Here is a 19,540-nt window from a genome sequence, read left to right as displayed (position 1 = left end):
AGAACTCCGCTTGCAAACTGGATGCCATTCTACAGAAAAAATTCCCGTCAACGCTGCGAAGCGCTGTTGGGAACCTGATCGTCCGGGACAATCCCTGAAATAACGACATCCAGTCGGTCTGTGTCAAGCTTACCAGTATGAGCACCCCAGACAGTAATTCATACGTCTTCGAGCCGGGCGAAGCAGGCGCAGACGTTTCACAACAGATCCGCGATATCTCCGAAGTTCCCGCCATCGAGGTCATCACCACGGCCGCCGTGCACCTGATGAGCGCGGCCGCGGTAAAGCTTGGCCTGGCCGCAGAGGACAACGCAGCGGAACTCAAGGACCTCGACGAGGCCCGGAAGCTGATCACCGCACTGGCCGGCCTGGTGACCGCGGCAGCTCCGGAGATCGGATCCCAGCACGCCGGACCCTTGCGCGACGGCCTGCGGTCCCTGCAACTGGCTTTCCGTGAAGAGTCGCTGATTCCTGACGCACCGGGCAAGGGCCCGGGTGAAAAGTACACCGGAGCCGTGAACTAGGGAGCAACTCCCCCAAGCAGCGTCCGACGGCGGGACGGCCTTTGCAGGTCGTCCCGCCGTCGCGCTTTAACTCCCCGGTGGACGGGGAGGCTCACGCGGCGGCGCGGCGGCGGCGCTGCTGGAGCGCCAGGCCCACCAGGCAGAGCAGCACGCCGGCGGCACCGACGGACACGAAGCCGCCGGAGGGACCCATGATGTCGATGAAGACCCCGGCGAGGGGCGAACCCAGCGCAACACCGGCGGTCAGCGCGGAGCCGTACCAGCCCATCGCCTCCCCGCGCCGCTCCTCCGATACCAGGTCCGCCACCTTCTCGGAGGCCGCGGACAGCACGGGGGCGCAGAGCAGGCCCGGAAGGACGGAGACGAAGGAAAGCGTCCAGGTGTCGTGGGCGAAGGCCATGGGCAGGGTCAGCGCGGCCATGCCCAGCAGCAGGAAGACAGGTGGAATGGGCCGGTGCATGGCGCCGTAAATTAGGCCGCCCAGCACGGAGGCAGCGCACCAGAAGACAAAGACGATCCCGATTTCGCTCTGGTGGCCGCCGGTTTCCAGGGCTGCGACAATGCCGACGTCGGTGCCGCTGAGGACCATGCCCGCGCCCGCGGCGACGGCGAAGAGTGCCGCGACCGTGGCGGTGAACCAGGCGAAGCCGCCGGCCAGCCTTCCCCGCAGGCCGCGCTGTGCCGCGCTGGTGGCCGCGCCGGCAGGGGCCAGCTCCGCGACCGCTTCCTGGGCATGCGCCGGAGCAGTGGAGACGACGGCGACTTCCGCAGCGTGCTGTTCGTCCTCGACGCATTCGACCGTTTGGTCCCGGCTGCGGGTGGGCGGGTTGAACCACATGAGGAACAGCCCGGCGAGGGACGTAGCCACGCCCACCACTGTCAGGCCCGCAGTAGTGTGGCCGCTGGTGGCTACGACGGCGCCGGCGGCCGGGCCGATCATGAACACGAATTCCGTGGTGATGGCATCGAGGGCGAATGCGGTGCGCCGCTGGTCACCCTCGGCCAGGACCCCCAGGGATTGCCGCACCACACTGAAGATTGGCAGCGTGAGCAGGCCGCCCACGAAGACCAGCGGCAGGAGCCACTGGTAGGACACGTGGGGCACGATGGACCAGATCACGGTCTCTGAGATGACCGAGGGGATGAGGGCGGTCCGCAGTCCCACGGTATCCACGCGCCTCCCCCGCCACGGCGCCCCGAGGGCGATGCCGATGGTCATGACCGCCGCTGCAGCGCCGGCTGCGGCGTAGCCCTGGCCGAGGGTGAGGACGATGTGCAGGGTCAGCAGGACCCCTGCGGCTGAATGCGGGATGCGGGCAACCATGCCCACCAGCAGCAGCCGCCGGATTGGCCGGATGGCGAGCAACTCCCGGTAGAGAGCGAAATTCACGAAGCGGTCCTTCAGGGTATTCCGCTGTACCGGCGGGGATCACCCACCCTGCAGCGGTTAGTCGGGAGCGCGCCTCAGCTTGATTTCAAGGGAGTCGACGCGCTCTCCAAACAATACATTCCGTGACCACTCGGACTGCAGGCCGGCCACCAGCTCCTGGACACCGGCAGCGTCGAGTCCGTCTTCAAGGTAGAGCACCACCTGCAGTTCAGGACCGGCACCTCCGCCGGGGACCACTGAGCCGTCAGCGGCCCTGGCGGCCACTCCCCTGCCCGGCAGCAGCTCGATGCCGCGGACGGCCGCGAAGCCGGCGGCAGCGTTGCCCATCTCGGCGGCCAACTCCTGGTCACTGTAGGAGGGGGTCCAGTCATGCTGCTGGGCGAGGGCCCAAACGCCGGGCCTGCGCACCACGAACGTCACGTCGGCGCCCGGATCCAGGACCAGGAGTTCGGCACCCTCGGCAACGGCCGAGAGCGCTGCCCGGGCAGCATAGACCGCTACCGGCCGCGCCTCGGGGTGCCAGGCGGACAATGCGGCGGCTGACGTAAAAGCCGGCAGCGCGGTCCTGCCGTCGGCGGCCTTCAGCGTCACCAGCGCCATGTCCGCCTGTTTGTCGGCGTGCAGCCCGTGTTCTGTTTCTGCCTCTTCAGCAAGCTGCGCCACGATGGGAATGAAAACCCGGGCCGTGGCCAGTGACGCAACGACATCCGCCTCGTCGCCCCGCCCCCCGCGGAGCGCGGCAATTGCGGCGAGGTAGCCGGCGTCGGCCGTTCCGTCGTCGTCCTCGAAGTTATGGATCTTCGCGTCCTCACCGGCGAGGCTGCGGCCGGCCCATGACTGTCCCGCGGAATCCGTGGCACCACCGGCGCCGGCCAGCGCCGCCGCGATGTGTCCGGGCAGTTGGCGGGCGGGAGGGCTTACCGGTTCTTCGGAGCTGGGCATGGCCGGGCTGCTTTCCGGGGCCTAGCGGCGGCCGGCGACGTCGAGGGCTTCGGGCAGCGTGAACGCTCCGGCGTAGAGTGCCTTGCCCACAATGGCACCTTCGACGCCCAGGGGGACCAGCGAGCGGAGGACTTTGAGGTCGTCCAGGCTGGAGATGCCGCCGGAGGCCACCACGGGCTTGCCGGTCTTCTCCACCATCTGGCGCAGGAGTTCAACGTTCGGGCCCTGCAGGGTGCCGTCCTTGGTCACATCGGTCACCACGTAGCGGGCGCAGCCGGCGTCTTCGAGGCGGCCCAGCACGTCCCACAGGTCCCCGCCTTCCTTCGTCCAGCCGCGGCCGGCCAGGGTGGTCCCCCGGACGTCAAGGCCGACGGCGATCTTGTCGCCGAAGCGCTCGATGGCCCTGGCTGTCCACTCGGGGTTTTCCAATGCTGCGGTCCCCAGGTTGACGCGTGCCACGCCCAGGTCGAGGGCTGCTTCCAGGGTCTCGTCATCGCGGAGGCCGCCCGAGAGCTCTACCTTGATGTCCAGCCTGCCCACCACCTCGCGGAGCAGGTCGGCGTTGGAGCCGCGCCCAAAAGCTGCGTCAAGGTCCACCAGGTGAACCCATTCGGCACCCTGCTGCTGCCAGTTCAGTGCCGCCTCGAGGGGGGTTCCGTAGCTGGTTTCGCTGCCCGCCTCGCCCTGGACCAGCCGGACGGCCTGGCCGTTGACGACGTCGACGGCTGGCAGGAGCTCTAGTACCGGCAGGTCATGTGCGGTGGTCATACTCATCCTCGGTGTTGGTTCTTGGGTTTCGGGCAAAGGCGGGTGGAATTCGGCGCGTTCAGGCAGTGCCGCGGAGCCCCTGCATCAGCTGGCCGGCAGCGTGAGCAGGTAGGCGGCGACCAGCGACATGGCGGCCAGGACATAAAAGGCCACCTGGGTCCAGAGGGGCTTGCGCTGCTGCCGGAACGAGATGCCGCCGCCAATCAGCAGGCCGGCGAGGCCGGTCAGAAGTACGGGCCACATCTAGGCGTCACTGCCGGCGTCGGCCGCCGGGGCGCCGGGGTCGGCGGCGGCCGGCTTGCGCAGGCCTTCCACCCAGTTGCGCAGGAGCCGCGCACCGGCGTCGCCGGACTTTTCGGGGTGGAACTGGGTGGCGCAGAGCGGGCCGTTTTCGACGGCGGCGATGAACGGTCCGCCGTGCTCGGACCAGGTAACCAGGGGCGGCGCCATCCGTGGCTGGATGACGTCGAAGTTCCATTCCTGCACGCCGTACGAGTGGACGAAGTAGAACCGTTCGTTTTCGACGCCGGCAAAGAGTTTGGAGCCTTCGGGGACCTTGACCGTGTTCCAGCCCATGTGCGGAACAACTTCAGCGCGGAGTGCCTCAACCTTGCCGGGCCATTCGCCGATGCCCTCGGCCTCGGTCCCGTGTTCCACACCGGCTTCGAACAGGACCTGCAGGCCCACGCAGATGCCGAGGACCGGCCGGCCCCCTGCCACGCGCCGGCCGATGAGCCGGATGCCGTCCACGGCCTTGAGTTCGCGCATCACGGTTTCGAACGCGCCGACGCCGGGCACCACCAGGCCGTCTGCGTTCAGTACGTCCTCCGGCTTGGCGCTCAGGATGACTTCTGCGCCGGCACGTTCCAGGGCACGCACTGCGGACCTGACGTTCCCGGATCCGTAGTCCAGCACCGTGACGGTGGGCTTGCCCTGCGGCGACGGCAGCCTGCGCGACGCGGACGGGTCAATGATTGCCCCGTCCTTCAGTACCTGCCCGCTCACAGCGCCCCCTTGGTGGAGGGGACGCCCTCAACCCGGGGATCCGGTTCAACCGCGGCGCGCAAGGCGCGGGCAAAAGCTTTGAACTGTGCCTCGACGATGTGGTGCGGGTCCCGGCCTGCCAGCACGTTCATGTGCAGGCAGATGCCGGCGTGCAGCGTGATGGCTTCGAAGACGTGGCGGGTCAGGGACCCGGTGAAGTGGCCCCCAATCAGGTGGTATTCCTGGCCGGCCGGCTCACCTCCGTGCACCAGGTAGGGGCGGCCGGACACGTCCACCACGGCGTTGGCCAGGGCCTCGTCCAGCGGCACGGTGGCTTCGCCGAACCGGCGGATTCCGGCTTTGTTGCCCAGGGCGGTCCGCAGGACCTCGCCGAAGGTGATGGCGACGTCCTCCACGGTGTGGTGGACGTCGATGTGCGTGTCGCCGGTGGCCTTGACCGTCATGTCGATCAGGGAGTGCTTGCACAGGGCCGTCAGCATGTGGTCGTAGAACGGCACGGAGGTATCGATGTCCGACACTCCGGTTCCGTCGAGGTTGATCTCCACGAGTACGGAGGACTCGCTGGTGGCACGCTCCATGCGGGCGGTCCGGGCTGCAGCCGTATTCGATCCGGTTGAACTCATGGTGAAGGATCCTTAGTGGGAGAAGAAGTGGTTCAAGGCGTCCAGCGCCGCAGTATCAAGTCTAGGCGTGCAGCGCAGCGTGGCCCGCAAGGATGCGTTCCAGGGAGGTAAGGAAGGCTGTGGTTTCCGCCTCAGTGCCTGCCGTGACGCGGAGGTGGCCGGGGATGCCCACGTCGCGGATGAGTACGCCGGCGTCCAGCAGTTCCTGCCAGACCTGGTGCGGATTTTCCAGGCCGCCGAAGAACACGTAGTTGGAGTCCGACGCGGCAGGCTTGAGTCCCATCCTGGTCAGCTCGGCCACGATGCGGTCCCGCTGCTTCTTGATGTCCTGCACGTCGGCCATCAGCGCTTCGCGGTGCTCAAGGGCGGCGAGGGCGGTGGCCTGGGTGATGGCGGACAGGTGGTACGGCAGGCGGACCAACCGCAGGGCGTCAGTGACCTCGGGGGCTGCAGCCATGTAGCCGAGCCGGGCCCCCGCCAGGGCGAAGGCCTTGCTCATGGTGCGGGACACGATGAGCCGCTCCCGGCCGGGCAACAGGGTCAGCGCGCTGGGCGTTCCGTCGTGCGCGAACTCATGGTAGGCCTCATCAACGATCACGATGGACTGGCTGTCCGCCCCGGCGTCATAGACGGCTTCCACGACGTCCAGCCCAAGTCCCGTCCCGGTGGGGTTGTTGGGCGAGCAGAGGAAGACGATGTTCGGCTGCAGTTCCTTGACCTGCCGGGCGGCGGACTCTGCGCTGAGGTCATAGCCCTCCGCCCGTTCACCGGTGATGTACTGGGTGTCTGTTCCACTGGCCAGCAGGGGGTACATGGAGTACGTGGGCGGGAAACCGAGGGCGGTGCGGCCTGGACCGCCGAAGGCCTGGAGGATCTGTTGCAGGACCTCGTTGGAGCCGTTGGCTGCCCACAGGTTGGTTTCGTCGAGCCCATGCCCGAGGTATTCGGCCAGGGCCTTCCGGAGTGCGGTGAACTCGCGGTCCGGATAGCGGTTGAGGCCCGCAGCGGCCTCAGTGACGGCTGCGCTGATGGCGGCACGCACGTCAGCGGGAACACCATGGGTGTTTTCATTGACGTTCAGCAGGATGGGGACGTCCAGTTGGGGCGCGCCGTAGGGGGTCAGCCCGCGGAGGTTGCTGCGGAGGGGAAGCCGGTTCAGACGTTCTAGCTGGTCGTTCACCTGAACAGTTTAGTGGCCGCGGCAACCACCGGAAAATGTGACGGTTCCTGTTCGCCCTCGGCATGTCCCGCGACCGCCCGCTCCAGGGCTTGCCAGCCAGCCAGGCAGGCCGCCCTGGCAGAGGCCACGAACTCAGGGCTGGCGCCGGTCAGTGGGCGGGGACGGTCAGTGAGTGGGGACGAAGAGCTGCTGGCCCGGAAGGACGGTGCCCGCGGCAAGGTTGTTGAGCTGGACGATGTCCGCCACAACGTCCCTGGCGTCCCGGTCGGGAGCTACGGCGCCGGCAATGGCCCAGAGCGACTGACCCGACTGCACCGTCACCGTGACCGTGGGCGTCACTGCAAGATCCGCCACGGAGTCCGATGCCTTGGCCGGGGAGTGGAAGAGCCCCGAAAGCGACAGCAGGAGTACGGCCACCAGTACAAGCGGTACTCCGATCAGGACGATCCTCCCCCGGCGGGTCAGCCGCAGGGGTGCGGACGAGTGTGAAACCTGGTGAACAGATAAAGCTGACATGAACTAAGCCCTCCTGGACTTGCCGTGCTGCCCGGGTGCCCGCCGACTGCTGCCCCACCGCTCATACTGCGCCGGGAACCTATCCCGGCCGCGTATTCGAATGGGTCATCTGCTGGTTAGAACACATGTTCGAACTTTGCTGGTTAAGTTTTAGCACCTATCAACGAACAATGTCGAGACTCGCTAGAACAAATGTTTGAAAAAGCAATGTGGCTGGCCTAGCTTTGAAACGAAAGAACAACCACTACTGCAGTTGATCAGCAGGGTCTGACAATGACAGTGGGAGTCCTTCCGGCGGCACTGTGGAACAGCCGCCCGCGGAGGATCCGGCGGCAAGCGAAAGGCATTGGCGAACATGGCAGCAGCAGCCGCCGGGGGCAGGACCGCCCCGCAATCCAAGAGGACCGCCAAGGGCCTGACCCCCCGGCAGAAGAAGATCCTCGAGACCATCCAGCGCTCGGTCAATGAGAACGGGTATCCGCCCTCCATGCGCGAGATCGGCGACACGGTTGGTCTTGCCAGCCTGTCCAGCGTGACCCACCAGCTTTCCCAGTTGGAGAAGCTGGGTTACCTGCGGCGCGACCCCAAGCGGCCGCGCGCCATGGAAGTACTGATGCCGCTCACGCTCGACGGCGGCGGTAAAGGTGCCGGCACGTCTCCTGCACCGCAGGCCACGGGCGGCGCCACGGTGACGGAACTGCCCACGGCACTGGATACGGCCATGGTTCCCCTGGTGGGCCGGATTGCCGCCGGCGGGCCCATCCTCGCCGAACAGCTTGTGGAAGATGTCATGCCGCTGCCACGCCAATTGGTCGGCCAGGGCGAGCTCTTCATGCTCAAGGTGGCCGGTGACTCCATGGTGGACGCCGCCATTTGCGATGGCGACTGGGTGGTGGTCCGGCGCCAGGCTGACGCTGCCAACGGCGACATTGTTGCTGCACTCCTGGACGACGAGGCAACCGTGAAGACCTTCCGCCAGCGCGATGGCCATACCTGGCTGCTCCCCCAGAACACCCAGTACGAACCGATCCTGGGTGACCACGCCACCATCATGGGCAAGGTCGTCTCAGTCCTGCGTTCCCTCTAGCCAGCGTTCGCTCTAGCCTGGGTTCCACAGCCAGCATTCATGCCGGCCGTGCGCCACAGTTCTCAGGATGCGTCGGCACCAAGCCGGGTAAGCGCGGCCAGCGCCTTGGCGCGGTCCGTAGTGGCCCAGAACGGGGGCAGTGCGCCGCGCAGGAATCCTGCATAGCGTTCGGTGGCCAGCCGCGAGTCCAGGACGGCCACCACACCCTTGTCTCCGGTTGACCTGATCAGCCGTCCGGCACCCTGGGCCAGCCGGATGGCAGCGTGGGTGGCCGAAACGGACATGAAGCCGTTGCCCCCTGCCTGCGCCACGGCACGCGAACGCGCCGTCATCAGTGGATCATCCGGCCGCGGGAACGGAATGCGGTCTATCACTACCAGCCGGCAGGATCCTCCAGGAACGTCGACGCCCTGCCACAGGGACATGGTTCCGAAGAGGCAGGTGTCGGGTTCGTCGGCGAATTGCTTGACCAGTGCGGTCATGGTCGACTCGCCCTGGCAGAGGACAGTCACATCGAGCTTGGGCCGGAGGGCATCGGCAGCTTCTTCGGCGGCCCGCCGTGAAGAGAACAGGCAGAGGGCACCCCCACCGGAGGCTTTGATGAGCGCTTCGAGTTCTGCCAGGGCCTCCGGGGAAACGCCGCGGCCGGGCTTGGGCAGGTGGCCTGCCACGTACAGGATGCCCTGCTTGGGATAGTCGAAAGGCGACCCAACATCCACGCCCGTCCAGCTGGGCGCGCCGTCACCGATCAGGCCAAGTCCCCCTGCCGCAGGTTCAAAGGCGGAGCCGATGGCCAGGGTGGCGGAGGTCAGCACAACAGTGTGATCGGCGAAAAGCCCTTCCCGCAGCCTGCCGGCGACGGACAGTGGCGCTATGTTGATCAGCACCGGCGCGCTGTCGTCGGGCGGTGAGTATCCCTGGCCGGGATCGAAGGTGCTGGCACGGGAAAACCACACCACTTCCCGGTTTTCCCGGGCGGCGATGAGCCGCTCGCACAGTTCCAGGATGAGCATCAGGCGCGACCGGGCCAGCTGCCGGCCGCCGTCGGCTGTGGCGTTGCTGTCCCCTTTGGAATCGGACAACGCAGCCCGGCACGCTTCACGCAACTGGTCCACGCAGTCCAGCTGTTCATCGTTCAGGCCGTTGGGAAGCAGGCCGTTCGGCGCGCCGGCGAGGGCCAGCTCAAGGTTCGCCGCTGCGGCGTTCAGGGCATCGACGGTGATGGCTGTATGTTTCCGGGCGCCCGAAGCGGCAGCGTGGACCATGGCCACGGACAACTGTCCGGATACGGCCCCGGTGACACGGTCCTGCAGTTCGTGCGCTTCGTCCACCACCACGACGTCGTATTCGGGCAGGACTGCGAGTCCCTCGAACGCGCTGACGGCCAGCATGGCGTGGTTGGTCACCACCACGTCGGCCTCGGCGGCGTCCTGCCGGGCGAGCTCGCTGAAACACTCGGCGGCCATGGGGCATTTTTGGGCCCCAAGGCACTCCATCGACGTCACGGAAACCTGCCGCCAGGCACGGTCGGTCACGCCGGGCAGGAGTTCGTCCCGGTCGCCGGTGGCTGTCTTTTCGGCCCACTCACGGAGCCGCACTACTTCCTTGCCAAGCTGCGACGACGGCCCGCCCACGGAGGCGGCGAAATGTGGAACGCTGGTGTCCTCTCCCAGGGAGAAGAGCTGCCCTTCCGATGGTTCCTCCGACGGGAACCCGCCCTCGAGCTTGTGGCGGCAAACGTAGTTGGACCGACCCTTGACCAGGGCAACCTTGACCGGCCGGTCCAGGGCGGGCGTGATGTTCTTCAGGAGCCGGGGCAGGTCCCTGCCCACAATCTGCGTCTGGAGGGCAAGCGTGGCCGTGGACACCAGGGCCGGCTTGTTGCTTTCCAGGGCATGGGCGATCAGCGGCACCAGGTACGCCAGCGATTTGCCGGTGCCGGTGCCTGCCTGGACCAATAGGTGGTTGCCCGTTTCGATGGCCCGGGCCACCTGGCGGGCCATTTCATGTTGTCCGGTGCGGCTTTGTCCACCCATGCCGGCAACGGCCCGGTCGAGCAGTTCGATGACGAACTGCTCGCCGGCCGTCTGCGCAGCCTCGCCGGCCGCGACGTCAGTCATTGACGATGAATGGTTCCAGCTCGGACGCGAGGCCCTCCCGGACCATCACCGCCGCCCTGGTACCCGCCTCAACATGGTCCAGGCTGAGGATTTCGGCGTCGGACTCGTGCAGCTTGCTGATCAGGTCTCCGCGGTCGTACGGAATGAGCAACTCCATCTTCACGGATGGCCGGGGGATGGATTCGCTGATGGCCTTCAGCAGTTCCGGAATGCCCTCCCCTGTCCGGGCCGAGACCACTACGTGCCGTGGCTCGCGCTGCTTCAGCCGCTCCACCACGAAGGGGTCGGCAGCATCAGCCTTGTTCAAGACGATGATCTCCGGCACCTTGCGGGCATCAACTTCGCTGAAAACCTTCCGGACCGCAGCGATCTGCCCTTCGGGATCGGGGTGCGAAACGTCCACCACATGCAGGATCAGGTCAGAGTCCGCCACCTCTTCCAGGGTGGAGCGGAAGGCTTCCACCAGTTGGGTGGGCAGCGATCGGACGAATCCGACGGTATCGGCCAGGGTGTACCCCAGGCCGTCAGCGGTTTCGGCCTTGCGCACGGTGGGATCCAGCGTGGCGAACAGCGCGTTCTCCACCAGGACCCCAGCGTCCGTGAGCCGGTTGAGCAGCGAGGACTTGCCGGCGTTGGTGTATCCGGCGATTGCCACGGAGGGCACTTCATTACGACGGCGGTTGGCCCGTTTGGTCTCGCGTGCCGGCTTCATGGCGGCGATTTCGCGCCGCAGCTTTGCCATGCGGGTACGGATCCGCCGCCGGTCCAGTTCGATCTTGGTTTCACCGGGACCGCGGGAGCCCATGCCGGCAGCAGCGCCGCCCACCTGGCCACCGGCCTGGCGGGACATCGACTCGCCCCAGCCGCGCAGGCGGGGAAGCAGGTATTCCAGCTGCGCCAGTTCCACCTGGGCCTTGCCTTCGCGGCTCTTGGCATGCTGGGCGAAGATGTCCAGGATCAGGGCCGTGCGGTCAATGACCTTGACCTTGACGATGTCTTCAAGGCCACGGCGCTGGGAAGGCGCCAGTTCGGCGTCCACCACCACGGTGTCCGCGCCCGTGGACGTGACGATGTCTTTCAGCTCCAGGGCTTTGCCGGAGCCGAGGAAGGTCCCGGGGTCCGGCTTGTCGCGGCGCTGCACCAACCCGTCAAGGACTTCCGACCCGGCGGTCTCGGCCAGGGCGGCCAGCTCACGCAGCGAGTTTTCCGCGTCGGCAAGGGTGCCCTCGGACCAGAGTCCGGCCAGGACGACGCGCTCCAGGCGCAGCTGCCGGTATTCGACCTCGGTGACGTCTTCAAGCTCGGTGGACAGGCCCGCCCTGCGGCGCAGCGCGCGCCGTTCCTCGAGGTCCTGCTGGTCGCCGTCGTACGTTGAGTGTTCCTCGTCAAGGCGGGAAATGGCCTGCGCCTTGCCAAGCACCGCTTTTCCACTGCCGCCTTCACTGCCGGGCGTGCCGGCATTTCTGGCGGGAACGTCCTTGGCGAGGATCCGGTCGATGACAGCCTGGATCTCCTGCGGACTCATGTCCTGGGCGGCTGGATCGGAACCGGTGTTGGGCTGGCTGGTCATGGTCTCCTTTGAAGATTCGGCAGTTCCAGAATAGTGCTGATTGGCTGGAAGTTGGTAAGTATTCGCGCTGGGTTGACGGCCTGCGGTCATGCAGTTCTCCTGGTTGTTTCGCCGCCGGCTGCGATGCCGGGGCACGGATGCCGCGTCAGGGCGCGGCAGGGCTGGGAAAGGCCGGAGAATGGCGGGAAATGCAGCAATGGGCTGACTTTCGAGTATTGTCCGGCGGCCGGGCAGACGGAATGGTCTGGCCGGTGCGCAAAAGCGGAAGGCATGGAAACCTGCGTCGCTGCGGGACGGACTGTCGCTGGAGGACAGGCTGCGGGACGGGCGCGGCCCGTACCGGCTACTCGAAGATCAGGAACATGCCTTCCAGCCTAGCAGAGGGCCTCCAGGCCGGTTTCCCATTACGCTGCGGGGGGAACTACTCTGGCGAGTTATGGAGTCCGCACACTATTTCAGCACGTCCCCTGCCGGCCCCTTTACCCGGAAGCCCCTGACGGTGGAACTGGCCGGTGAGGCGCGACGGCTCCAGACCTCCACGGGCATCTTCAGCCCCGACGGCATCGACAAGGGCACCGCGGTGCTCCTGGCCGAAGTTCCGCGCCCGCATCTCCAGGGCAACCTCCTGGATATCGGGTGCGGCTGGGGTCCGGTGGCGCTCACCATGGCTCTGCTGGCCCCCGCTTCTAAGGTCTATGCCGTGGACGTCAACGAGCGCTGCATTACCCTGACCAACGAGAACGCCGCCGCGCTGGGACTGTCGAACGTCGCCGCCAGCACCCCTGAGGCTGTCGATCCGGACATCCGCTTCGACACCATCTGGTCCAACCCGCCCATCAGGATCGGCAAGGATGAACTGCACGCCCTGCTCAAACTGTGGCTGCCGCGCCTGGCAGAGGGCGGAACGGCCTGGCTGGTGGTGCAGAAGAACCTGGGTTCTGATTCCCTGCAGCGCTGGCTGGCGGCCGAACTGGACAGCTCCTTCACCGTGACCCGAGAGTCCACGTCAAAGTCCTTTCGGATCCTGAAGGTCAGGAAAGCGTCCCACTCGCCACAATGACGGCCGGCCCGCTGAGCTCCACATGCTCGTGGCCGGCGGGACCCGCGAAGAACTTCACGCCCACCACTCCGCCGGGAACGTGGACCTGCCAGGCGTCGGGGGCTTCTGCCCCCGCCCAATGCCTGATGGCGACGGCGGCGGCGCAGGCACCGGTCCCGCAGGACTGGGTCTCCCCCACGCCGCGCTCGTGCACCCGCATGGTCACGGAGCCCACGCCCTCATGGACCAGCGGTTCTGCCGGAACGACGAATTCCACGTTGGTCCCGTTCGCGGGTACCGGATCGACTGTCGGCGCGGTGAAGAGCCTGGTGCCCGTGAGCTCCGCCAGTTCAGCGAGGGCCACCACGGTGTGCGGGTTGCCCATGCTCACGGAGAGGGCCGGCCGGGGAACCTCCAACCCGTCGGCGGTGACCAGGGAATCCATGGCCTTGGCGCTGGCCTCACCGGGGAAAATGAACTCCCAGGGTCCCATGTCCACCGCGTAGCCTTCTCCGGTCCGGACCACAGTCTTGACGCCGCCGCGGGTGCCGATGGTGAGCGATCCGCCGTCGGGCAGGTCAATGAGGCCCTCGGCCTGCAGGAAGTGGACGAATACCCGGACCCCGTTGCCGCACATTTCGGAGAGCGAGCCGTCCGCGTTGCGGTAATCCATGAACCATTCCGCGTCCGGGGCGCCGCCGAGCAGTTCCCGGCCTTCAGCGAGGAAGCGGGAGGGGACGGCCCTGATCAGGCCGTCGGCCCCTATCCCGCGGTGCCGGTCGCACAGCGCCGCGGCCTGGTCGGCGTCGATGACGTGCGTCCCCTCGGGATCAGCCACCAGGACGAAGTCGTTGCCGGTGCCGTGCCCCTTGGAAAAGCGGAGCCCGCTCAGGGTGCGCAGGGCGGATCCGGGAGCTTCTGCGGGGGTTGCATTCATGATTCCAAGCGTAGCGGCGGAGGCTGCCGGTCCTGAAACCGCAGCTACCGGCACAACTCCGCTGCCTTGTCCACGAGCTCCGGATCCTGCCAGTCGAGCCAGGTGATGCGTGGATCGGCACGGAACCATGTCAGCTGCCGCCTGGCGAACTGCCGGGTGGCCACGATGGTTTCTTCCGCGGCGGCCTCGACGGTGGAGGCGCCGTCGACGACCCGCAGGAACTGCGAGTAACCCAGGGCGCGGGACGCGGTTTTGCCGCGGCGCAGTCCCTGTGCGTCGAGCATCCGGACCTCGTCCAGCAGGCCCGCGTCCACCATCCGGTGCACCCGTGCCGCCAGCCGGTCCCGCAGCACTTCGCGGTCCACGCTGAGGCCCACCTGGACGGCTGGCCGGTGGTACTCCCGCCGGGGCATGAAGGAGCTGAAGGGCCGGCCGGTGAGCTCCTTTACCTCAAGGGCACGGATGATGCGCCGGGCATCGGAGACCCGGGCGGCAGATGTGGGATCCACCATCCGGAGCCTGGCCAGGAGTGCCTCAGTACCGAGTTCCGCGTGCTCCTCCTCAAGCCGGGCACGGAGCGCGGGGTCGGTCCCCGGAAATTCCAGGACGTCCAGCGCGGCCCGGACATACAGCCCGGATCCGCCGGCCAGGATGGCGCGCTTGCCCCGCCCATGGATGTCGTCGATGATTTCGCGGGCCTGGAGCTGGAAGTCTGAAACGCTGGCTTCCTGGGCGACGTCAAGGATGTCCAGGAGGTGGTGGGGCACTCCCCTGCGCTCGGCCACCGTGATTTTGGCAGTGCCGATGTCCATGCCGCGGTAGAACTGCATGGCATCGGCGTTAATGACCTCGCCGTCGAGCTCGAGGGCGAGGTTGACGGCAAGGTCGGACTTGCCGGAGCCGGTGGGACCGACGACGGAGATGACGGGCGGGGCAGCCACCTGTCAGCGGGTGCGCAGCGGCAGGGAGGGCATGCCAAGGGAGACACCCTTGCGTGCCTCCCCGGAGCCGGGTGCGGGTGCCCCGCACGAGTCGGCCTGGGACCGGTCCCACGCGTCCCCTGCCCGTGACCGGCGAAGGCTGTAGTCCTCGAGGGTGGGATCGGAGACCAGGTGGAAGGCCGCGGCTTCGGTGATGGTGACAGTGACGAGGTCCCCGGGCCTGGGAGCGGGTGCACCCTGGGGAACCGAGAAGTGGACCAGCCGCTGGTCCTGCGACCGGCCGGACAGCCGGTGCGTTTCCTCCGACTTGCGTCCGGACTGTGCGGTCACCATGACTTCGAGCCGGCGGCCCAACTGTTTCCGGTTTTCCTCCGCGGCGATCCGGTCCTGCAGGGCGGTGAGGCGTTCGAAGCGTTCCTGGACCACGGCCTTGGGGAGCTGGTCGGGCAGGTCGGCCGCGGGCGTGCCGGGGCGCTTTGAATATTGGAAGGTGAAGGCGGTGGCGAAGCGGGACTTTTCCACCACGTCCAGGGTGGCCTTGAAGTCCGTTTCCGTTTCGCCCGGGAAGCCGACGATGATGTCGGTGGAGATGGCGGCGTGCGGAATCCTCTCGCGGACCTTGTCCAGGATGCCCAGGAATTTGGTGGACCGGTAGGAACGCTTCATCTCCCGCAGGATGCGGTCGGACCCCGACTGTAGCGGCATGTGCAGTTGAGGCATGACGTTGGGCGTCTCTGCCATGGCGTCGATGACGTCATCGGTGAAGGCAGCCGGGTGCGGGCTGGTGAAGCGGACGCGTTCCAGCCCCTCGATCTCTCCGCACGCACGCAGGAGTTTGGAGAAGGCCTGCCGGTCCCCGAACTCCACCCCGTAGGAGTTGACGTTTTGGCCGAGCAGGGTCACTTCGATGGCACCGTCATCCACCAGCGCCTGGATCTCGGCGAGGATGTCGCCGGGCCGGCGGTCTTTTTCCTTGCCCCGGAGCGCCGGAACGATGCAGAAGGTGCAGGTGTTGTTGCAGCCGACCGAGATGGACACCCAGCCCGAGTAAACGGAGTCGCGTTTGGTGGGCAGTGTTGACGGGAAGACGTCCAGGGACTCGAGGATTTCCAGCTGCGCTTCATTGTTATGCCGCGCCCGGTCCAGGAGGGCGGGCAGGGCACCGACGTTGTGGGTACCGAAGACTGCGTCCACCCACGGCGCCTTCTTGAGGATGGTTTCGCGGTCCTTTTGCGCCAGGCAACCGCCCACGGCGATCTGCATGCCGGGGTTGGCTGCCTTCACGGGGGCCAGGATGCCCAGGTTGCCGTAGAGCTTGTTGTCCGCGTTTTCCCGGACCGCGCACGTGTTGAACACCACGACGTCGGCATGCTCACCCGCGGCCGGGACGTAGCCGGCGTCCTCGAGCATGCCGGCCATCCGCTCGGAGTCGTGGACGTTCATCTGGCAGCCAAAGGTCCGCACCTGGTATGTGCGGGGCAGGGTTCCGGCTTGCGGCACGGCCCCGGCTTCGACGGAGGGGGTGGCGCCGGCTTGGGGGGAAGGAATGGTCAAACTCACCCGTTAAGGGTACCGGCTTTGGACGGGGTCGCTGTCGGGTTCCTGCCGGGAATCGAGGATATCGTTGACGATCCGGAATGCCTGGGAAGGCTGGTAACCCTTCCTTGCCAGCATGGATGCCAGCCGTCGGACGGCCTTGTCCCGTTCCCCCGGGACGGACAGGTCGGTCCCGGGCCGCAGCTTGCGCTCCACCAGGGCACGGGCGGCAGCTTCCTCATCGGCGTCCGTCAGCTGTTCCAGGGCCGAAGCAGCAGTCTCCTGGTCGATGCCCTTTTCAGCCAGCTCGCGCCGGAGCGCACCCTTGGCAAGCTTTCGGGACTGGGCGCGGCTCCGGACCCACATGTCAGCGAATTCTGCATCGTCGATCAGGCGGACTTCCTGGAACTTGTCCAGTACAGCCTCGGTGACGTGTTCCGGGATGTTCCGTTCGGCCAGCTTCCGGGCAAGCTGCAGTCTGCTCTTGGGCGCCGCAGTCAACTGTCGGTACACGATTGCCTGCGCGACCGTGAACGGGTCCGGTTCGGCGTCCGCGGCCTGCGGGTCCTCAGGCACGGAAGACCCGTCCGACACCCCTGTTGAAGAGGTGCCGGAACGGGCCCGCCGTGTTCGTGGTCCGGTCAAGGGCTAGAACCCGTCGACGGCTTTCAGCTTGGGCGCATCTTTGGATTCATCATCGGCGGGCTTGACCCCGACACCGAGCTTCTCCTTGATAAGGCGCTCAAGCTCGGCAGCCAGCTCCGGGTTGTCGCGGAGGAACCGGCGCGAGTTCTCCATGCCCTGGCCCAGCTGGTCGCCATCGTAGGTGAACCAGGAGCCCGACTTCTTGATGATGCCGTGCTCCACACCCATGTCGATGATGCCGCCTTCGCGGGAGATGCCCTGGCCGTAGATGATGTCGAACTCGGCCACCTTGAAAGGCGGAGCCATCTTGTTCTTGACGATCTTGGCCTTGGTCCGGTTGCCGACCGAATCGGCGCCTTCCTTGAGGGTCTGGATCCGCCGGACGTCAATGCGGACCGACGCGTAGAACTTCAGGGCCTTACCACCGGTGGTGGTTTCCGGGGAACCGAAGAAGACGCCGATCTTTTCACGGAGCTGGTTGATGAAGATGGCGGTGGTCTTGGTCTGGCTCAGGCGGCCGGTGATCTTACGCAGGGCCTGGCTCATGAGCCGCGCCTGGAGGCCGACGTGGCTGTCGCCCATGTCGCCTTCGATTTCGGCGCGCGGCACCAGGGCGGCAACGGAGTCGATGACCACAATGTCCAGCGAGCCGGAGCCGACCAGCATGTCCATGATCTCCAGGGCCTGCTCGCCGGTGTCCGGCTGTGAAACAAGGAGGGCATCGGTGTCCACGCCCAGTTTGGCGGCGTAGTCCGGGTCAAGGGCGTGCTCGGCGTCGATGAAGGCCGCGATCCCGCCGGCGCGCTGGGCACTTGCCACAGCATGCAGGGCAACGGTGGTCTTACCCGAGGATTCAGGACCATAGATTTCGATGACCCGGCCGCGCGGGAGCCCGCCAATGCCAAGGGCGACGTCCAGGGCGATGGAGCCGGTGGGGATGACTTCGATCGGCGCGCGGACTTCGTCGCCCAGGCGCATGACCGAGCCCTTGCCGAACTGCTTGTCAATCTGGGCAAGCGCTGCTTCCAGCGCCTTTGCACGATCCGGGGCTGCCGCCATGGTTGACACCTCTAATGCTTTCTCGATGGTGGCCTTCGCGGCCGTTGTATTGGTCATCTCTGACGCTAAGGGGACCCACTGACATTCCGGCCGGAGGACGACGGCTATGTGGATAAACCCGATGGAAAAAGCATAGCGTTATCCGAACAGGTATTCGAAGAGTGGAGCTCCTGCGGCGTGTCAGGCGGCAGGATCAAGGCCAACCGGATCAGGGCGGCGCCCCGCTGCTAATCGCGGCGTGGGGCGATGTCGCGGCCAAGGCGCCGTTCCGCCGGCACATCCTGGACATCGCAGACCGCAAGCCACACCCTGCGGGGTTCGACTCCGGCGGCCAGGGCCTGGTCGGCGGTGCGCCCGCCCACGCCGGCAAGGACCAGGGTACTGCTCAGCACGCGGGAGTACCCCGCGCCGAACTCGTCATCCATGAGACGCCAGTACTCGCTGATTCGCATCGGTAAATCCTCTCATGACTGTGGACCCTAGAATTGTTGCCATGAGCAACTCCCCGGATCTCCCGCCGCTGCAGGACACAGGCAACGATGCCGCCGACACCGCGCTGCAGAATGTCGAACACCAGATCAGCCTCTTCTGGCGGCGGGCACGGGCCATTTCCAACCAGCTTTCGCGCGAGGTCCACCCGGACATGGAGCCTGCGGCGTACGGGCTCCTGACGGTTATCCGCAGGGAAGGACCCATCCGGCTCACCGAGCTTGCCATGAACATCGGGGTGGGCAAGCCGTCGGTCAGCCGGCAGATTGCGTTCCTGGAGAGCCTGGGCCTGGTATCCAAGGAGGCGGACCCCCTGGACCGCCGGGCGCAGTCCATCCGGCTGACGCCGAAAGGCGAAGAAAAGATGCACCAGGTGCAGGACGCCCGGCGCCAGGTCTTCCAGGAGCGGCTGCGCGAGTGGCCGGTGGAGGACCTGCAGGAACTGGCCCGCTGCATGGCCAAGCTGAACTCCACCTATGAACGTGACGGGTTCGCCAGGGAAGGCGCGGACGCATCTTCGGCACAGGAGCACGCACAGGAGGACTAGGAAACAGCAGGAAGCCCCCGGCGTGGCCGGGGGCTTCCTCGTGTCTCCAGGGCCACCCTCAGGTGGGGCTGCCTTTATCGGGCGCCGGAGAGGAGGCCTGTGGACAGTTCGTCGTTCAGTTCAGTGTTGAGGTCCCGTTCCAGGTCACGGCCGTAACGCTGGGAGAATTCCTGCGGTACGGTGTCCGGAACTGCGACGCCTTCGGCTACTGCCACGCGGTCACTGACCTCGCGGAGCATGCTTGACAACGGAACATCCAGTGCCGAGCAGATCGAAGACAGAAGCTCTGACGATGCTTCCTTCTGGCCGCGCTCCACTTCGCTGAGGTATCCCAGGGAGACACGGGCGCTGTGCGAAACTTCACGGAGCGTGCGCCCCTGACGCTGGCGGACATCGCGCAGGACATCACCGATTTCGTGACGAAGTACTACCATCTTGCGCTCCTTCTGTTCGCTCTTAGCCTGTTCGGCGAGGCCCACATCCTTCCAGCGGACAACGCCGTTTACGGATACGGGCTGCTTTACCATCTGTATCGCCTTGCTCCCTCATTGGTCAGGTCCGCCGCGGCGAACCCGTCTTGGTCATTTCATCCTAGGCGCCTCCGCTCTCCGGAAGCGACACA

At 66.5% G+C, this 19,540-nt stretch carries 21 protein-coding genes; 4 read left to right on the top strand and 17 right to left on the bottom strand.

Features of this window, described 5'->3' with window-relative positions:
- Positions 1 to 137 precede the first annotated feature (137 nt).
- On the top strand, positions 138 to 524 hold the full coding sequence (locus ACR65J_RS02605) for a DUF1844 domain-containing protein (protein ID WP_440165775.1): 387 nt from the start codon (positions 138 to 140) through the stop codon (positions 522 to 524).
- Positions 525 to 615: 91 nt separating this feature from the next.
- Here ACR65J_RS02605 and ACR65J_RS02600 read toward each other — a convergent pair whose 3' ends face one another.
- The 8 genes from ACR65J_RS02600 to ACR65J_RS02565 form a co-directional block, all read right to left on the bottom strand.
- Positions 616 to 1,914, bottom strand: a complete 1,299-nt coding sequence (locus tag ACR65J_RS02600; RefSeq protein ID WP_440165774.1) for an MFS transporter — start codon at positions 1,912 to 1,914, stop codon at positions 616 to 618.
- A 57-nt stretch (positions 1,915 to 1,971) separates the two neighbouring features.
- Complete coding sequence (locus ACR65J_RS02595; protein ID WP_440165773.1) at positions 1,972 to 2,856, bottom strand: SseB family protein; 885 nt, start codon at positions 2,854 to 2,856, stop codon at positions 1,972 to 1,974.
- A gap of 21 nt (positions 2,857 to 2,877) precedes the next feature.
- On the bottom strand, positions 2,878 to 3,624 hold the full coding sequence (gene priA / locus ACR65J_RS02590; RefSeq protein WP_440165771.1) for a bifunctional 1-(5-phosphoribosyl)-5-((5-phosphoribosylamino)methylideneamino)imidazole-4-carboxamide isomerase/phosphoribosylanthranilate isomerase PriA: 747 nt from the start codon (positions 3,622 to 3,624) through the stop codon (positions 2,878 to 2,880).
- An 84-nt stretch (positions 3,625 to 3,708) separates the two neighbouring features.
- Positions 3,709 to 3,867: a CG2302 family histidine operon protein gene (locus ACR65J_RS02585; protein ID WP_440165769.1), complete on the bottom strand. Its 159-nt coding sequence runs from the start codon at positions 3,865 to 3,867 to the stop codon at positions 3,709 to 3,711.
- Positions 3,868 to 4,629, bottom strand: coding sequence for an imidazole glycerol phosphate synthase subunit HisH (gene hisH / locus ACR65J_RS02580; RefSeq protein WP_440165767.1), 762 nt, complete (start codon positions 4,627 to 4,629; stop codon positions 3,868 to 3,870). It abuts the gene before it with no gap.
- On the bottom strand, positions 4,626 to 5,252 hold the full coding sequence (gene hisB, locus ACR65J_RS02575) for an imidazoleglycerol-phosphate dehydratase HisB (RefSeq protein ID WP_440165765.1): 627 nt from the start codon (positions 5,250 to 5,252) through the stop codon (positions 4,626 to 4,628). The genes hisH and hisB overlap by 4 nt, the downstream gene beginning before the upstream one ends.
- A gap of 61 nt (positions 5,253 to 5,313) precedes the next feature.
- Positions 5,314 to 6,432, bottom strand: a complete 1,119-nt coding sequence (locus tag ACR65J_RS02570; protein WP_440165763.1) for a histidinol-phosphate transaminase — start codon at positions 6,430 to 6,432, stop codon at positions 5,314 to 5,316.
- A 165-nt stretch (positions 6,433 to 6,597) separates the two neighbouring features.
- Entirely contained in the window at positions 6,598 to 6,948 is a 351-nt protein-coding gene (locus ACR65J_RS02565) for a LysM peptidoglycan-binding domain-containing protein (protein WP_440165761.1), read from the bottom strand.
- A gap of 355 nt (positions 6,949 to 7,303) precedes the next feature.
- Here ACR65J_RS02565 and lexA point away from each other — a divergent pair, with 355 nt between their 5' ends.
- Complete coding sequence (lexA, locus tag ACR65J_RS02560; RefSeq protein WP_440165759.1) at positions 7,304 to 8,035, top strand: transcriptional repressor LexA; 732 nt, start codon at positions 7,304 to 7,306, stop codon at positions 8,033 to 8,035.
- Between the two features lie 62 nt (positions 8,036 to 8,097).
- Here lexA and ACR65J_RS02555 read toward each other — a convergent pair whose 3' ends face one another.
- Both ACR65J_RS02555 and hflX read right to left on the bottom strand, forming a co-directional pair.
- Entirely contained in the window at positions 8,098 to 10,155 is a 2,058-nt protein-coding gene (locus ACR65J_RS02555; RefSeq protein WP_440165756.1) for an ATP-dependent DNA helicase, read from the bottom strand.
- The gene (gene hflX / locus ACR65J_RS02550; RefSeq protein WP_440165754.1) at positions 10,148 to 11,725 is read right to left on the bottom strand and encodes a GTPase HflX; all 1,578 of its coding nucleotides are present in this window, start codon (positions 11,723 to 11,725) and stop codon (positions 10,148 to 10,150) included. The genes ACR65J_RS02555 and hflX overlap by 8 nt, the downstream gene beginning before the upstream one ends.
- 436 nt (positions 11,726 to 12,161) lie before the next feature.
- Here hflX and ACR65J_RS02545 point away from each other — a divergent pair, with 436 nt between their 5' ends.
- Complete coding sequence (locus tag ACR65J_RS02545; protein WP_440165752.1) at positions 12,162 to 12,785, top strand: class I SAM-dependent methyltransferase; 624 nt, start codon at positions 12,162 to 12,164, stop codon at positions 12,783 to 12,785.
- Here ACR65J_RS02545 and dapF read toward each other — a convergent pair.
- The 6 genes from dapF to ACR65J_RS02515 all read right to left on the bottom strand — a co-directional run bounded on the left by dapF (position 12,757) and on the right by ACR65J_RS02515 (position 18,334).
- The gene (dapF, locus tag ACR65J_RS02540; protein ID WP_440165750.1) at positions 12,757 to 13,701 is read right to left on the bottom strand and encodes a diaminopimelate epimerase; all 945 of its coding nucleotides are present in this window, start codon (positions 13,699 to 13,701) and stop codon (positions 12,757 to 12,759) included. The genes ACR65J_RS02545 and dapF overlap by 29 nt on opposite strands.
- Before the next feature lie 44 nt (positions 13,702 to 13,745).
- The gene (miaA, locus tag ACR65J_RS02535; protein WP_440165748.1) at positions 13,746 to 14,642 is read right to left on the bottom strand and encodes a tRNA (adenosine(37)-N6)-dimethylallyltransferase MiaA; all 897 of its coding nucleotides are present in this window, start codon (positions 14,640 to 14,642) and stop codon (positions 13,746 to 13,748) included.
- A 3-nt stretch (positions 14,643 to 14,645) separates the two neighbouring features.
- Complete coding sequence (miaB, locus tag ACR65J_RS02530) at positions 14,646 to 16,202, bottom strand: tRNA (N6-isopentenyl adenosine(37)-C2)-methylthiotransferase MiaB (RefSeq protein ID WP_440165746.1); 1,557 nt, start codon at positions 16,200 to 16,202, stop codon at positions 14,646 to 14,648.
- 3 nt (positions 16,203 to 16,205) lie between these two features.
- A complete protein-coding gene (locus ACR65J_RS02525) occupies positions 16,206 to 16,754 on the bottom strand; it encodes a regulatory protein RecX (RefSeq protein ID WP_440165744.1) in 549 nt (182 codons plus the stop codon).
- 72 nt (positions 16,755 to 16,826) lie between these two features.
- Positions 16,827 to 17,882, bottom strand: coding sequence for a recombinase RecA (recA, locus tag ACR65J_RS02520; RefSeq protein WP_440165858.1), 1,056 nt, complete (start codon positions 17,880 to 17,882; stop codon positions 16,827 to 16,829).
- Positions 17,883 to 18,109: 227 nt separating this feature from the next.
- Positions 18,110 to 18,334 (bottom strand): DUF3046 domain-containing protein, encoded by a 225-nt coding sequence (locus tag ACR65J_RS02515; RefSeq protein ID WP_224025609.1) that lies wholly within the window; start codon positions 18,332 to 18,334, stop codon positions 18,110 to 18,112.
- A 41-nt stretch (positions 18,335 to 18,375) separates the two neighbouring features.
- Here ACR65J_RS02515 and ACR65J_RS02510 point away from each other — a divergent pair, with 41 nt between their 5' ends.
- A complete protein-coding gene (locus ACR65J_RS02510) occupies positions 18,376 to 18,918 on the top strand; it encodes a MarR family winged helix-turn-helix transcriptional regulator (protein ID WP_440165742.1) in 543 nt (180 codons plus the stop codon).
- Between the two features lie 74 nt (positions 18,919 to 18,992).
- On the opposite strand, the gene ACR65J_RS02505 is transcribed toward ACR65J_RS02510, so the two are convergent.
- The gene (locus tag ACR65J_RS02505; protein WP_018771597.1) at positions 18,993 to 19,445 is read right to left on the bottom strand and encodes a helix-turn-helix domain-containing protein; all 453 of its coding nucleotides are present in this window, start codon (positions 19,443 to 19,445) and stop codon (positions 18,993 to 18,995) included.
- Between the last annotated feature and the right edge of the window lie 95 nt (positions 19,446 to 19,540).

The organism is Arthrobacter sp. SAFR-044 (assembly GCF_059414985.1).
Note: the sequence above shows the minus strand (reverse complement) of the source record. Positions and strands in the feature narration are given on the sequence as shown.

Excerpts from the sequence above, each read along its gene's own strand:
- hisB (WP_440165765.1), bottom strand. The coding sequence starts at position 5,252 with ATGAGTTCAACCGGATCGAATACGGCTGCAGCCCGGACCGCCCGCATG.
- ACR65J_RS02565 (WP_440165761.1), bottom strand. The coding sequence starts at position 6,948 with ATGTCAGCTTTATCTGTTCACCAGGTTTCACACTCGTCCGCACCCCTG.
- priA (WP_440165771.1), bottom strand. The coding sequence starts at position 3,624 with ATGACCACCGCACATGACCTGCCGGTACTAGAGCTCCTGCCAGCCGTC.
- ACR65J_RS02545 (WP_440165752.1), top strand. The coding sequence starts at position 12,162 with ATGGAGTCCGCACACTATTTCAGCACGTCCCCTGCCGGCCCCTTTACC.
- ACR65J_RS02510 (WP_440165742.1), top strand. The coding sequence starts at position 18,376 with ATGAGCAACTCCCCGGATCTCCCGCCGCTGCAGGACACAGGCAACGAT.
- ACR65J_RS02505 (WP_018771597.1), bottom strand. The coding sequence starts at position 19,445 with ATGGTAAAGCAGCCCGTATCCGTAAACGGCGTTGTCCGCTGGAAGGAT.
- ACR65J_RS02605 (WP_440165775.1), top strand. The coding sequence starts at position 138 with ATGAGCACCCCAGACAGTAATTCATACGTCTTCGAGCCGGGCGAAGCA.
- ACR65J_RS02595 (WP_440165773.1), bottom strand. The coding sequence starts at position 2,856 with ATGCCCAGCTCCGAAGAACCGGTAAGCCCTCCCGCCCGCCAACTGCCC.
- recA (WP_440165858.1), bottom strand. The coding sequence starts at position 17,882 with ATGGCGGCAGCCCCGGATCGTGCAAAGGCGCTGGAAGCAGCGCTTGCC.
- dapF (WP_440165750.1), bottom strand. The coding sequence starts at position 13,701 with ATGAATGCAACCCCCGCAGAAGCTCCCGGATCCGCCCTGCGCACCCTG.
- lexA (WP_440165759.1), top strand. The coding sequence starts at position 7,304 with ATGGCAGCAGCAGCCGCCGGGGGCAGGACCGCCCCGCAATCCAAGAGG.
- ACR65J_RS02555 (WP_440165756.1), bottom strand. The coding sequence starts at position 10,155 with ATGACTGACGTCGCGGCCGGCGAGGCTGCGCAGACGGCCGGCGAGCAG.
- ACR65J_RS02585 (WP_440165769.1), bottom strand. The coding sequence starts at position 3,867 with ATGTGGCCCGTACTTCTGACCGGCCTCGCCGGCCTGCTGATTGGCGGC.
- ACR65J_RS02515 (WP_224025609.1), bottom strand. The coding sequence starts at position 18,334 with ATGCGAATCAGCGAGTACTGGCGTCTCATGGATGACGAGTTCGGCGCG.
- hflX (WP_440165754.1), bottom strand. The coding sequence starts at position 11,725 with ATGACCAGCCAGCCCAACACCGGTTCCGATCCAGCCGCCCAGGACATG.